This window comes from Acinetobacter sp. PW68, from assembly GCF_020982655.1.
GTDB classification, from domain to species: domain Bacteria; phylum Pseudomonadota; class Gammaproteobacteria; order Pseudomonadales; family Moraxellaceae; genus Acinetobacter; species Acinetobacter towneri_A.
In genome coordinates, this window is record NZ_JAHZSX010000001.1 from 729,353 (window position 1) to 743,453 (window position 14,101).

At 43.6% G+C, this 14,101-nt stretch carries 11 protein-coding genes and 1 tRNA gene; 4 read left to right on the forward strand and 8 right to left on the reverse strand.

The features are described from left to right. The first annotated feature begins 101 nt into the window (after positions 1 to 101). Complete coding sequence (locus tag K1T76_RS03415) at positions 102 to 485, forward strand: SCP2 sterol-binding domain-containing protein (protein ID WP_230244068.1); 384 nt, start codon at positions 102 to 104, stop codon at positions 483 to 485. Positions 486 to 649: 164 nt separating this feature from the next. Here K1T76_RS03415 and K1T76_RS03420 read toward each other — a convergent pair whose 3' ends face one another. Then, entirely contained in the window at positions 650 to 1,765 is a 1,116-nt protein-coding gene (locus tag K1T76_RS03420) for a transglycosylase SLT domain-containing protein (RefSeq protein ID WP_230244069.1), read from the reverse strand. A gap of 363 nt (positions 1,766 to 2,128) precedes the next feature. Here K1T76_RS03420 and greB point away from each other — a divergent pair, with 363 nt between their 5' ends. Together greB and K1T76_RS03430 are read left to right on the forward strand one after the other, a co-directional pair. Continuing rightward, a complete protein-coding gene (greB, locus tag K1T76_RS03425) occupies positions 2,129 to 2,626 on the forward strand; it encodes a transcription elongation factor GreB (protein WP_230244070.1) in 498 nt (165 codons plus the stop codon). Between the two features lie 86 nt (positions 2,627 to 2,712). Beyond that, positions 2,713 to 2,802 (forward strand) — tRNA-Ser (locus K1T76_RS03430). Positions 2,803 to 2,938: 136 nt separating this feature from the next. Here K1T76_RS03430 and tnpC (K1T76_RS03435) read toward each other — a convergent pair. From tnpC (K1T76_RS03435) to metH, 7 genes are all read right to left on the reverse strand, one after another. Beyond that, complete coding sequence (tnpC, locus tag K1T76_RS03435) at positions 2,939 to 4,585, reverse strand: IS66 family transposase (RefSeq protein ID WP_230243708.1); 1,647 nt, start codon at positions 4,583 to 4,585, stop codon at positions 2,939 to 2,941. 74 nt (positions 4,586 to 4,659) lie between these two features. Continuing rightward, the gene (gene tnpB, locus K1T76_RS03440; protein WP_171489061.1) at positions 4,660 to 4,995 is read right to left on the reverse strand and encodes an IS66 family insertion sequence element accessory protein TnpB; all 336 of its coding nucleotides are present in this window, start codon (positions 4,993 to 4,995) and stop codon (positions 4,660 to 4,662) included. 55 nt (positions 4,996 to 5,050) lie between these two features. Beyond that, complete coding sequence (tnpC, locus tag K1T76_RS03445) at positions 5,051 to 6,718, reverse strand: IS66 family transposase (protein ID WP_230243967.1); 1,668 nt, start codon at positions 6,716 to 6,718, stop codon at positions 5,051 to 5,053. Positions 6,719 to 6,792: 74 nt separating this feature from the next. Beyond that, positions 6,793 to 7,128, reverse strand: a complete 336-nt coding sequence (gene tnpB, locus K1T76_RS03450) for an IS66 family insertion sequence element accessory protein TnpB (RefSeq protein WP_004828548.1) — start codon at positions 7,126 to 7,128, stop codon at positions 6,793 to 6,795. Then, positions 7,125 to 7,508, reverse strand: coding sequence for an IS66-like element accessory protein TnpA (gene tnpA, locus K1T76_RS03455; protein ID WP_004828545.1), 384 nt, complete (start codon positions 7,506 to 7,508; stop codon positions 7,125 to 7,127). Before tnpA (K1T76_RS03455) ends, tnpB (K1T76_RS03450) begins: the two co-directional genes overlap by 4 nt. Positions 7,509 to 7,591: 83 nt before the next feature. After that, on the reverse strand, positions 7,592 to 7,957 hold the full coding sequence (gene tnpA / locus K1T76_RS03460; protein WP_230244071.1) for an IS66-like element accessory protein TnpA: 366 nt from the start codon (positions 7,955 to 7,957) through the stop codon (positions 7,592 to 7,594). A 225-nt stretch (positions 7,958 to 8,182) separates the two neighbouring features. Continuing rightward, the gene (gene metH / locus K1T76_RS03465; RefSeq protein ID WP_230244072.1) at positions 8,183 to 11,872 is read right to left on the reverse strand and encodes a methionine synthase; all 3,690 of its coding nucleotides are present in this window, start codon (positions 11,870 to 11,872) and stop codon (positions 8,183 to 8,185) included. Between the two features lie 510 nt (positions 11,873 to 12,382). Between metH and K1T76_RS03470 the strand changes: the two genes are divergently transcribed. Then, positions 12,383 to 13,999: an inorganic phosphate transporter gene (locus K1T76_RS03470; protein ID WP_230244073.1), complete on the forward strand. Its 1,617-nt coding sequence runs from the start codon at positions 12,383 to 12,385 to the stop codon at positions 13,997 to 13,999. Positions 14,000 to 14,101: the final 102 nt, after the last annotated feature.

Here is a 14,101-nt window from a genome sequence, read left to right on the forward strand (position 1 = left end):
TTCGCGAAAGGTTCATGCTATAACAATCAGCAAGCAAAAAGCTTAATAATGATGGTGTCTGGATAGACAACACACATGCACAAATATATTGAGGAAAAATCATGCCTGCTTTTTTAACTGATGATTGGTTTGCAACTGTAGAAAATTTAACGGCTCAAGCTGGTGATTTAAACCTACCTCCAGCACTTGCAAATCTGGCAATTAACTTAGTGGTGACTGATGCTGCAGGCAACACAGAGTTGTCTTTAGAGGGCGGTAAAATCCAAAAAGGTTTGGCGGACAACGCAAAAACAACTTTAAATATGGATGCGGAGACTTTACGTAAAGTTTTCCTAGAGTTTGACATGGCGGCGGCTATGCAAGCATTTATGACTGGTAAAATTAAAGTTCAGGGCGATATGTCACAATTAATGGCATTACAAACTGCAAAACCAAGCCAAGAACAAAAGGACTTATTTAAGAAGATTCTTGAGCAATCTACTTAATTCAAGCGATTTGCACTGTAGCAGACGTATTTCCCGCTATAGTACAAAAAAAGCCTAGCTGATGTATCAACTAGGCTTTTTTATGCGCTGCAGCTTTAACAGCGCATTATTCATGTTTGAATTGCAGCTGATAAACACTGCAATTCAATTACGCTAGGCAAGTTTTAGATATTCACCAACTGCGGTGTGGTCTTAATATGCTCAAGGTAAGCGCGAATACGAGTCACGTATTGCACTGCTTGACGATAACGACCATTGCTGGCTTTGTTACTGTCTAAATACGCATACAGGTTCACCCAATTGTTCGGGTTTTTTCCTTGTGAGCGAATACGCTTCTGAATTTGACTGACTGCACCAGGACCCATGTTATAAGCGACAAGGGCATACCAGTTACGATCAGGAAACGGAATATGTTCATAACGGCTCAGCATTTGGTCATAATACTTGGCACCACCCTGAATACTTTGAGCAGGATCGGTACGGTTGCTAACGCCCATTGCTTTGGCTGTGTTATTGGTCAGCATCATAATACCGCGCACACCTGTTGGCGAAACTGAGTTTGGCTTAAGGTAAGATTCCTGATAACCAATTGCCGCCAAAAGATGCCAATCTAAATCATACTGCGTGGCCGTCTTTTTAAAGTTGGCTTTATATAAAGGTAAGCGATTACGCAAATCACGCTGGATGATATCCCACGATTCTTGTTTGACCACATTACGATTATAAAATGAAGCCAATTGGCTAATGGCGCCGTTTTGCTTGCCACGACACACAAAGTTGCTTGCGGTTTGACTCAGTGGATCATCTGCGTGTTTAAACACCCAGTTCAGCTCAGTATTTAAACCATTGCGCTTTAAAGTATTTAAATCACCGCAACTGGCTGAAAATGCCGTGAGTTGCTGCTTTTCAATACTTTGGATACTCGACGTGGTCATGGCAAAGTTCGCTTTACCAGAAGACACCCATTTTAATGCGGTCGCATTGTCGCTTACCGTTTTAAATTCGAGTTTCACATTCATGCTGTCGGCATAGTTACGCACAAGGTCATAACCAAAGCCGTGTAAATGTTGTCCATCTTTAAACACTGTGGTTGGATTTACCACTGACACAACGGTCAATTTATTCTGATTGACGACGCTGTCAAATTGATGAACGGCTTTGCCTGCGTTAATACTGTGAAATGGGAGAAGAGCAGTACTGAAAGCGAGGACTTTGAATGGGAGGTGATTAAAAAATGAGTGAAGGCTAAGCCTAGACCCAGACGTTGAACTACTGTGCATGTTGGCTCCGCTACAAGTAATTTATGCCCTAAAAAGCAAAGGCAACATGCCTTGAACTTTTTCAAGTTTGATAAATTCAATAAGGGTTGGGCAGTCATGACGTCATTCAAAATGACTTGGGATTAAAGGGAAAATGTGTAAAATTTCTACACAGGTCAAAAAGTGATCAAAATAAAAAGATGTGCGAATAATAAAGATGAAAATTTTGGATGTCAAATTTTGTACATAAGTTTTTTAAAAAATACAACATAAGATATTAATTTCATTAGGGAATAAATTTTATAAATTTTTATTGTGTATAAAAATGCAATAAAATATAGGATTGATGTTAACCAAATGTAAAAAACTGGCTGCAAAAACACCATGAAATCTAACTTAATTACACGTTCTGGACACGATAAACTCGTGGCTGAGTTACAGCATTTGTGGCATGAAGAACGCCCTGAAATCACCAAAAAAGTAAACTGGGCGGCAAGTCTCGGCGATCGCTCGGAAAACGCAGATTACCAATATAACAAACAGCTTTTGCGTAAAATTGACCGTCGGGTGCGTTATTTGGGCAAGCGTTTAGAAGAGTTGCGCATTGTCGATTTTGCACCTGAACAAGAGGGTAAAGTATATTTTGGCGCATGGGTCGAAATTGAAAATGAACAAGGCGAGCAAAGGACCTTGAGAATTGTGGGCGTGGATGAAATTTATGATCATCATCCACAACATATTTCGATTGATTCACCAATGGCTCGGGCTTTGTTGTCTAAACAGGTGGATGATGAGGTGGAAGTGCAGACACCGCTGGGCAAAAAGAGCTGGTTTATTAATTCGATACGCTATGAAAAGCCTGAAATTGCAGAAAATGACTGATTTTTGATTTTATTTTGAACATTTGGATCATAATTTTTAGAAACTATTTGCCAAGCTGAATTTTTCTTTATATGATAGCCGCCATTGGAAGCGTGGCAGAGCGGTTTAATGCACCGGTCTTGAAAACCGACGAGGGTGTGAGTCCTCCGTGAGTTCGAATCTCACCGCTTCCGCCAAATTTAAAAAGACCCTTGATTTTTCAAGGGTTTTTTTTGTTTAAAGAAGCTGATATTTGGCTACACAAGCGTAGTTAAGAAAACACCTCTAACAGTCGAATCACTGTAAGCGTCCGCTGAATCCCATACCTATTTTTTAATTTTGGTCGGATTTCCAGCGGTGTGGCAGTAATTCTTCTATTTGGGTCACTTTATGTGTCGGCAACCTTTTCAGAACATCACTTAAATAGGCATACGGATCCAGCCCATTCAGCTTTGCTGACTGGATTAATGTCATGATATTGGCTGCTCGCTGACCGCTGCGCAGCGAACCTGCAAATAGCCAATTCTTACGTCCCAACGCCCAAGGTCGCATCTGGTTTTCCACCCAATTATTATCTATAGGTAGATTGCCATCATCCAGATAGCGGCTTAAAGCTGGCCAACGCTTCAGAGTGTAATTGATGGCCTTGGCGGTTGGAGAACTCGATGGCACAGTCAGTTGATGTTGGTTAAGCCATTCATACAGTTGTTGCATCACCGGTTGACTATGCTGTTGTCGGTATTCGCGGCGGTCTTCCGCTGTACCATCGGTCTTTTTCCTGAGTTCTGCTTCTATCGCATACAGTTTCTGAATCAGCACTAAGGCCTGTTCAGCGACCTGACTTTTCCCGGTCACATGCAGTTCATGGAATTTACGACGTGCATGGGCCATGCAGCCCACCTCTATGACCTGGCCTGATTTAAAGCGTGCTTTATAACCACTGTAATCATCACAGACCAGATGGCCCTGCCAGCCTTTCAAGAACTCTGCAGCATGCTGGCCTGAACGACTATCCTGAAAGTCATAGATCACCGCCTGAACTGGATTGTACTGTGTAGTGGCATAGGCCCAGACATAACCTTTCTTCGGTTTTTTATCATTCTCACCCATCCGCATGATGGTGACCGGTGTTTCATCTGCATGCAGCACCTGCTGTTGTAGTACCACCTCTTTTAAGGCATTGGCCAGAGGTTCCAGTTCTACACCGCAGCGACCTATCCAGTCAGATAAAGTTGATCTAGAAAGTTCGATTCCCGCCCGCTGATAGATCAGACGTTGACGGTACAGCGGCAAATGATCGGCATATTTCGATACCAAAACATGGCTGAGCAGTTCAGGTGAAGCAATGCCTTTATCAATCACATAGGCGGGCATCGCTTGCTGAGTCAGGGTGTCACACTGATCACAGACCCATTTACCACGCACATGCTGTTCCTTATAGAACTGTGCCGGTCTGAAATGCAGTTTTTCACTGACATCTTCGCCGATACGACGAAGTTGGCAGCCACAAGCACATTGGGTTGATGCAGGTTCATGCTCAATACGGATGGTGTGTAGATGATCTGGCAGTGGTCGACGTTTAGGTTTATTGGTTTTGGCTTTGTGTGTCACTGCATCGGTTTTATCTGCATTCAGCCGTTCCAGTTCTAGATCAACCGCGGCAATATCTTCTTCAACCGCTTCATCCCACAGGTGGATTTGTTTTGCAGTGAGATGTTCGTTTTTACTGCCGAATTTGTGCTTTTTAAACAGCGCAAGTTCATGCTCGTATTTTTGATTGAGAATGGAAAGATGTTGAACTTGAGCATCTAATTGCTGATTGGATACTTCAAGATGCTGAACTTTGGTATCTAATTGTTGGTTTGATTTTTCTAATTCTTGATTTGATTGTGCCAGAGACTGATGCTGCATTGCCAACTGTCTGGTAAATTCCAGCAGTTGTTCATGGGTCAGTTGGCTTAAATCAGGCAGCGTATTCATGACCGCAGTATGCCTGAGGTCATGAGAAGAATGAAATACAACATTTGGAGAATAGCAGAATGGACCAAGCTAGTTTAGAGCATTGTGACCACTTGCTGTCGTCCAATGCGCTGCCAAGGCAAACCCTGGATCAGTGCCTGTAACTGTTCCGGGCTGAGGGCTACGCTTTCACCCTGGTGAACTTTAGCCCAGTGAAATTTGCCCTGTTCCAACCGCCGGGCACACAGCCAGATGCCCAGTCCATCATGTACCAGCACTTTCATGCGATGGCCACGTTTATTACAGAACAGGTAGGCGCAATGCGGTTTAATGTAGCCAAAGGCTTTCATAATCTGCGCCATGACCGTATCCATCCCTGCTCGCATATCCAGAGGTTGGGTAGAAAGCCAGATTTCATCAATGCGGATCATGTTGCAAGTGCCTTGAGTAATTCTGCGTAAGCGTCCGCTGAATCCCATACCAATTTTAATTCGATTTAGGTTTCCAGCAGTGTGGCAGCAATTCTTCAATTTGGGTCGCTTTATGCGTCGGCAGCCTTTTCAGCACATCACTTAAATAGGCATACGGATCCAAGCCATTCAGCTTTGCTGACTGGATTAAAGTCATGATGTTTGCCGCTCGCTGACCACTGCGCAGCGAACCTGCAAACAGCCAGTTCTTGCGTCCCAACGCCCAGGGACGCATCTGATTCTCTACCCAATTGTTGCATATCGGTAGATTGCCATCATCCAGATAGCGGCTTAAGGCTGGCCAACGCTTCAGAGTGTAATTGATAGCCTTGGCGGTGGGAGAACTCGATGGCACTGTCAGATGATGTTGGTTGAGCCATTCATATAGTTGTTGCATCACTGGTTGACTATGCTGTTGTCGGTATTCGCGGCGGTCTTCCGCTGTACCATCGGTCTTTTTCCTGAGTTCTGCTTCTATCGCATACAGTTTCTGAATCAGCACTAAGGCCTGTTCAGCAACCTGACTTTTCCCAGTTACATGCAGTTCATGGAATTTACGACGTGCATGGGCCATGCACCCTACCTCAATCACCTGGCCTGATTTAAAACGTGCTTTATAACCACTGTAATCATCACAGACTAGATAGCCCTGCCAGCCTTTCAAGAACTCTTCAGCATGCTGGCCTGAACGACTATCCTGAAAGTCATAGATCACCGCCTGAACTGGATTATACTGTGTGGTGGCATAGGCCCAGACATAACCTTTCTTCGGTTTTTTCTCATCATCACCCATCCGCATGATGGTGACCGGCGTTTCATCGGCATGGATCACCCGCTGTTGCAGCACCACCTGTTTTAAGGCATTGGCCAGAGGTTCCAGTTCCACACCGCAGCGACCAATCCAGTCAGATAACGTGGATCTGGACAGATCAATGCCAGCCCGCTGATAGATCAGGCGCTGACGGTACAGCGGCAAATGATCGGCATACTTCGATACCAGCACATGGCTGAGCAGTTCAGGACTGGCAATACCTTTATCAATCACATAGGCGGGCATCGCTTGCTGAGTCAGGGTGTCGCACTGATCACAGACCCATTTGCCACGTACATGCTGTTCCTTATAGAACTGTGCCGGTCTGAAATGCAGTTTTTCACTGATATCTTCGCCGATACGACGTAACTGGCAGCCACAACTGCATTGGGTTGATGCAGGTTCATGCTCAATACGGATGGTGTGTAGATGATCTGGCAGCAGTCGACGTTTAGGTTTGTTGACTGTGGCTTTCTGTGTCGCTGCATGGGTTTTATCTGCATTTAATCGTTCTAATTCCAGATCAACGGCTGCGATATCTTCTTCGACCGCCTCATCCCACAGATGGATTTGTTTTGCGGTGAGATGTTCGTTTTTACTGCCGAATTTATGCTGTTTAAACAGCGCCAGTTCATGCTCGTATTTTTGATTGAGAATAGAAAGATGCTGAACTTTAGAATCTAATTGCTGATTGGTGACTTCAAGATGTTGAACTTTGGTACCTAATTGTTGATTTGATACTTCCAGATGTTGAACTTGAGCATCTAATTGTTGTTTATCTTCTGCGAGTTGTTGATGCTGCATCGCCAACTGCCGGGTGAATTCCAGCAGTTGTTCATGGGTCAGTTGGCTTAAATCTGGCAGCGTATTCATGACCGCAGTATGCCTGAGGTCATGAGAAGAATGAAATAGAACGTTTGGAGGATAGCAGAATAGCCGAGCTTGGTTTAGAGCATCGTGACCACCTGCTGTCGTCCAATGCGCTGCCAAGGCAAACCCTGGATTAATGCCTGTAACTGTTCCGGGTTGAGAGCTACGCTTTCACCCTGGTGAACTTTAGCCCAGTGGAATTTTCCCTGTTCCAGCCGCCGGGCACACAGCCAGATGCCCAGTCCATCATGTACCAGCACTTTCATGCGATGGCCACGTTTATTACAGAACAGGTAAGCACAATGCGGTTTAATGTAGCCAAAGGCTCTCACCACCTGAGCCATGACAGTATCCATCCCTGCTCGCATATCCAGAGGTTGGGTAGAAAGCCAGATTTCATCGATACGGATCATGTTGCCAGCACCTTGAGTAATTCTGCCAAGGCAGGTATTTCTGATACTTGCCATTTCAAGCCAATTTCTGCTTTTGAGTGGGGTAAAGTAATTTGAACTTTTAACATGTCAGTAGGAGTAGGATCTAATGGTGCAGAGCAAGATAAGGCAATAAATGCAGGTTTATTCGGTAGTGGTGAGCGATCACTCCCTGGCTTAGCATCAATTAAGCGAATCCATTTGGATACAAGATTTGTATTCAATCCATGTTGCAAAGCGACTGAAGCAATTGAAACGTCCGGTGCTTTACAAGCCTGAACGATCTGCTGTTTAAATTCAGCACTGTATGTTCTTCGTTTTTTCGCAAGAGATGCGATGGATGTCTGATGATTTGTAGTCATAAATTTAAGTCCCCACTTGTTTCTAAGTGGGGACTAAATTAAGGCTTATAGGATCGCTTGGTAAGGCTGTGTTAGCCGGATGCTTACAATTCTGCTAAAGCAGATATTTCTGATACTTGCCATTTCAAGCCAATTTCTGCTTTTGAGTGGGGTAAAGTAATTTGAACCGTTAACATGTCAGTAGGAGTAGGATCTAATGGTGCAGAGCAAGATAAGGCAATAAATGCAGGTTTATTCGGTAGTGGTGAGCGATCATTCCCTGGCTTAGCATCAATTAAGCGAATCCATTTGGATACAAGATTTGTATTCAATCCATGTTGCAAAGCGACTGAAGCAATTGAAACGTCCGGTGCTTTACAAGCCTGAACGATCTGCTGTTTAAATTCAGCACTGTATGTTCTTCGTTTTTTCGCAAGAGATGCGATGGATGTCTGGTGATTTGTAGTCATAAATTTTAGTCCCCACTTGTTTTTAAGTGGGGACTAAATTAAGGCTTATAGGATGAATTCATAAGGTGTGTTCAGCGGACGCTTACGAATCACTCAACAAATTTCGACTAAGTATCGAATTGCCCTATAAAACAAAAAGCCAGTGAATTTTACAATTCACTGGCTTTTGCAATGACATTATGTATAGCGCATGGGCCGATGAACTACCCATGCGGCATAAAGCAATTAATTAATCGAATCATCCAAGTTTGGAGCTAACCAACGCTTCGCTTCATCTAAACTCCAGCCTTTACGCTGTGCGTAATCTTCAAGCTGATCTAACGAGATTTTACCTGCGTTAAAGTACTCAGAAGCAGGGTTAGCATAGTAGAAGCCGCTGACAGATGAAGGCGGCCACATCGCAAAGCTGCTGGTCAGCTGTGTGCCAATCTTTTCAGTTGAACCTAACCAGTTAAATAGTGTGGCTTTTTCAGAGTGTTCAGGGCAAGCAGGGTAGCCTGGTGCAGGACGAATCCCCACATATTTCTCTTTAATTAGCTCTTCATTACTTAGCTGCTCATTTGGCTGATAGCCCCAGAATTCTTTACGAATACGCTCATGCAAATGCTCTGCAAACGCTTCTGCAAAACGGTCACCCAAAGACTGCACCAAAATGGCAGAATAATCATCCCCTTTGGCTTTAAACTCATTGGCCATTTCCTCCGCACCAAAAATCGACACGGTAAAGCCGCCCAAGTAATCTTGCCCTTGCTCTGCAGTTGCGACAAAGTCTGCCAAAGACAAGTTTGCTTTACCTGTTACTTTGTCTGACTGTTGACGAATATGATGGAAGGTATGCGTTACTTGATTACGTGCTGCATCATATACTTGTACTGAATCTGCCGCAGAACGGTTGGCAGGGTAAATCCCAAAGACTGCACGTGCATCAAAGCGATTATTTGCAATAATATCTTTGAGCATGGCTTGCGCTTGGTTGTATAAGTCAGTTGCAGCTTCACCCACCACTTCATCTTCCAAAATTTTTGGGAATTTGCCCGCCAAACTCCAAGAAATAAAGAATGGTGTCCAATCAAAGTATGGCAACAAGGTTTCAAGTGGATAATTAGTCAGCACTTGAGTCCCAATTAAGTTTGGTACTGCGGGCGTATAGTTGTCCCAATCAATTTTCAAACCATTGTCGATGGCTTCCGCATACGACAATTTCGCGGCTTTAGGTTGTTTATTGGCAATACGTTCACGAATTTTAGCGTATTCCGCACGGTGCTCTGCAACAAAAGCAGGTTTCATTTCAGGAGAGAGTAAGGTCGTCGCAACACCAACGGCACGCGAAGCGTCGGCAACGTAAATGACAGCATCGTTTGAGAACTGCGGATCAATTTTAACTGCCGTATGCGCTTTAGATGTAGTTGCACCACCAATCAACAATGGAATGTTAAAGCCTTTACGCTGCATTTCTTTAGCAACAAAAACCATTTCGTCTAAAGATGGTGTAATTAAGCCAGACAAGCCAATAATATCGACTTTTTCATCAATAGCCGTTTGCAAGATTTTCTCTGCAGGTACCATCACGCCTAAATCGACAATATCATAACCATTACAGCCCAAGACCACGCCAACAATGTTTTTACCAATGTCGTGTACATCACCTTTCACCGTTGCCATCAAGACTTTACCTTTAGACTGACCTTCGGTTTTTTCAGCTTCGATGTACGGGTTGAGCCATGCAACGGCTTGTTTCATTACACGCGCAGATTTCACCACTTGTGGCAGGAACATTTTACCTGCACCAAACAAATCACCGACCACGTTCATGCCATCCATTAACGGGCCTTCAATCACATCTAATGGACGTTTGGCTTTTAAGCGTGCTTCTTCGGTGTCTTCATTAATAAAGGTGGTGATGCCTTTCACTAAAGCGTATTCAAGACGCTTTTCAACAGATTCGTTTCGCCATTCCAAGTTTTCTTCGGCTTTTTGTGCACCTGACTGACCACGGTATTTTTCTGCTACTTCGAGTAGTTTTTCTGTGGCATCCTGACCGCTTTCGCCTTGGTTCTGGTTCAGAATAACTGCTTCAACCGCATCTTTTAGTTCTTTCGGGATGTCATCGTAAATGGCCAACTGACCTGCGTTCACAATGCCCATCGTCAGGCCTTGTTTAATCGCATAGTACAGGAACACGGCATGAATCGCTTCACGCACTGGCTCATTACCACGGAAGGAGAACGACACGTTAGAAATACCGCCAGAAATCATGGCATGTGGCAGGTTTTGTTTAATCCAGCCCGTAGCTTCAATAAAATCGACGGCGTAGTTGTTATGTTCTTCAATACCTGTCGCAACAGCAAACACGTTCGGATCAAAAATAATGTCTTCGGCAGGGAAGCCAACATCATTGACCAAGACATCATAAGAGCGTTTACAAATTTCGCGTTTACGTGCTGCAGTGTCGGCTTGTCCGACTTCGTCAAAGGCCATAACAATAACTGCTGCGCCGTATTGGCGGCAGAGGCGGGCTTTTTCGACAAACTCGTCATAGCCTTCTTTTAGGGAAATAGAGTTGACAACTGCTTTACCTTGTACACATTTCAAGCCTGCTTCAATGATTTCCCATTTAGAGGAGTCAATCATGATGGGTACGCGAGAAATATCTGGCTCAGATGCTACCAAGTTCAAAAAGTGCACCATTGCACCTTCTGAATCGAGCATGCCTTCATCCATGTTGATGTCGATGATTTGCGCACCGCTTTCTACCTGTTGACGTGCAACATCTAAGGCTTCGGCAAAGTTTTCTTCACGAATTAAACGCAGGAATTTTTTAGAACCTGTAACGTTGGTACGTTCGCCCACGTTTACAAATAAAGAATCATCATAAATGTTAAATGGTTCTAAACCACTTAAACGGCAAGCAGGTTTAATCTCTGGAATTTTACGTGGTGGAATGTCTTTTACTGCATTGTAAATCGCACGAATGTGATCAGGCGTTGTACCACAGCAACCGCCTGTAATATTGATCAAGCCACTTTCAGCAAACTCTTTGAGGAAAGCTGCAGTTTCTTCAGGCGTTTCGTCATAGCCACCAAATGCGTTGGGTAAGCCTGCGTTCGGGTGCGCAGAAACAAATACATCGGCAACGTCTGAAACGGTTTTGACATGTGGACGCATGGCATCTGCACCCAAGGCACAGTTAAAACCAATAGAAAGTAAATCGCCATGACGTACCGAGTTCCAGAATGCTTCTGCAGTTTGTCCCGTTAATGTACGTCCCGAAGCATCTGTAATGGTACCTGAAATCATTAACGGCAATTCACGTCCGAGCTGTTTAAACACCTCTTTCACTGCAAAAATCGCGGCTTTACAGTTTAAGGTGTCAAATACAGTTTCAATAAGCAGGATATCTGCGCCACCTTCAATTAAGGCATGCGCAGCTTCAATATAGTTTTCTTTAAGTGCATCAAATGTAATGTTACGAAATGCAGGGTCGTTTACATTGGGTGAAATTGAACAAGTACGTGATGTAGGCCCAAGTACACCTGCCACAAAACGTGGTTTGTCTGGTGTTGAATATTTTTCACAGGCTGCTTTGGCTAAACGGGCTGCTTCACGGTTAATTTCTGGAACCAAATCTTCCATGTGATAGTCAGACATGGAAACGCGCGTGCCGTTAAAGCTATTGGTTTCGATAATGTCTGCGCCCGCATCTAAATAGGCTTCGTGAATGTCTTGAATAATTTTCGGTTGAGTTAGTACCAATAAATCGTTGTTGCCTTTGAGGTCATGTGCCCAATCTGCAAAACGTTCACCACGATAATCGGCTTCTTCCAATTGATGGCGTTGAATCATAGTACCCATGGCACCATCGATAATTAAAATTCTTTGGGCAAGAAGCGCTTTCAGGGTGGTAAGCGTTGACATAAAAAACCCTTTATGACTGAATCCGAAATGAGCGCTATTTTAGCAGAGTTCGCAAGGCTTTCGTGCACTTGAAGCGACCAGAGCGAGTGGAAGTCGTAAAAATAGTGCATAAAGCGGTATTTTTAGAATTTTGAAGGGGGAGTGTACTGTAGGTTTTGATCCCAAATAAAAGCAGTGATGATACGTATTCTAATTTTAATTTTCTTTGATGCGTCATCGCTTTGTCATATTGCTCAGGCAAAATTGGCTCAACCTGAAATTTGTCTGAACTTTTAGACAAATATGACAACCGTGTAATAAATCTAAATTTGAGAGAATGGCGTAAGGAAAGTAGGTTTATTTATTCTAAGTGTTTAAATTTAAATATTTATTTTATTTTTATGCACCTAAAACACAGCTTAAAGTATGAAAATAAAGTATGAAAGTTGCTTTATATAGCAGCTCTTTGTCATATAATTGTCACAATTTAATTGAACAATAAGGGGATTTTAAATCCTCTTTTCTGCTTGCATGAATTCTAAACCAACTCCTGTAGATTCAGCGCACAAGTCGACCACTAAATCGACCAATGTTCATGTGCCTACACCGAAATTTTTTATGCCGGTGTTTTTAACGATCATCGTTTCTACCCTTATTTATATTGGTTTCCAATTGTCTGCGGACTTATCCCACGTACCTGCGTTGAGCATGTACTCGGTGATTTTATTGGCTACTGCTTTATTCATTGCCTTAGGCTTTGAATTTGTGAATGGTTTCCATGACACAGCCAACGCTGTGGCAACGGTCATTTATACCAATGCCTTGTCTGCACCTGTGGCAGTAATGTGGGCGGGTTTCTGTAACTTCCTTGGGGTGATGGTCGCCAGTGGCGCAGTTGCCTACGGTATTATTGCCTTGCTTCCAGTCGAACTGATTATGAATGTCGGTTCAGGTGCAGGTTTTGCCATGGTGTTTGCCATGTTGATTGCCGCAATTGTCTGGAATTTAGGAACGTGGTTCTTTGGTATTCCTGCTTCAAGTTCACACACTTTAATCGGTTCGATTTTAGGTGTGGGGATTATGAACTACTTGCTTAACTCAGGTGCAGGCGCTAGTGGTGTAGACATGGAACAAGTCATGAAAGTCGGTAAGGCTTTATTGTTCTCGCCATTAATTGGTTTTGCCTTTGCTGCGATTTTGTTCCTCTTGGTGAAAAAAATCTTCAAGAAACAAATGGAGTTATTCCAGCCACCTGAAGGTAATAAACCACCACCACCCCTGATTCGTGCCATTCTCATTTTTACCTGTACTGGGGTAAGTTTTGCGCATGGTTCAAATGATGGTCAAAAAGGCATGGGTTTAATCATGTTGATTTTGATCGGGATTGTGCCGTTGGCGTACTCATTAAATAAAGAGTTAGGTCAAAACCACATTCAATCGTTCCAGCAGCTTTCAACGCAAACGGCTGATGTGATTTATCCACAACATGCCGATATGCCAGATGAAAAAGCGCGTCAGATTATTACTAGTTATATTCAGACCAAAGAAATTACTCCTGAAGTCGTACCTGCTTTGGCAAGTCTAACCGACCATTTGGGTGAGCGTGTGGGGCAATATGGCAACTTAAAAGACGTCCCTGAAGCTGACGTGGCAGAAATGCGTAACGATATGTATTTAAGCACCACCTCGTTCAAGCGTTTAGACAAAGCCAATGCCTTGCCTGAAATGTCGGAAGAACAGAAGAAAGTGGTTAAAAGCTACCGTAGCCATTTAGATTCGTTCTTACAATACATTCCAACTTGGGTCAAAGTTGCCGTTGCCTTAGCACTAGGCTTGGGTACGATGGTCGGCTGGAAACGTATTGTGGTGACTGTTGGTGAACGTATCGGTAAGCAGCACATGACTTATGGTCAAGGTATGTCTGCCGAGCTTGTGGCAATGTCAACGATTGCTGCTGCAGATGGTTTGGGGATGCCAGTTTCAACTACACACGTACTGAACAGTGCGGTGGCAGGTACCATGGTGGCAAATAAATCGGGTCTGAATTTCCAAATGGTGCGTACAATTCTTTCGGCTTGGATTTTCACTTTACCTGCGACAATTTGTTTATCGGGTAGCTTGTTCTGGTTGTTCTTAAAAGTGTTTTAATCCATTCTCAACTTTTTTGAGTGGTTGAAAAAAGCGCTGTGATGATACAGCGCTTTTTTTATACCTGCAGATCAGTCTAGAGAAATATTTGCAGGCAAGTTT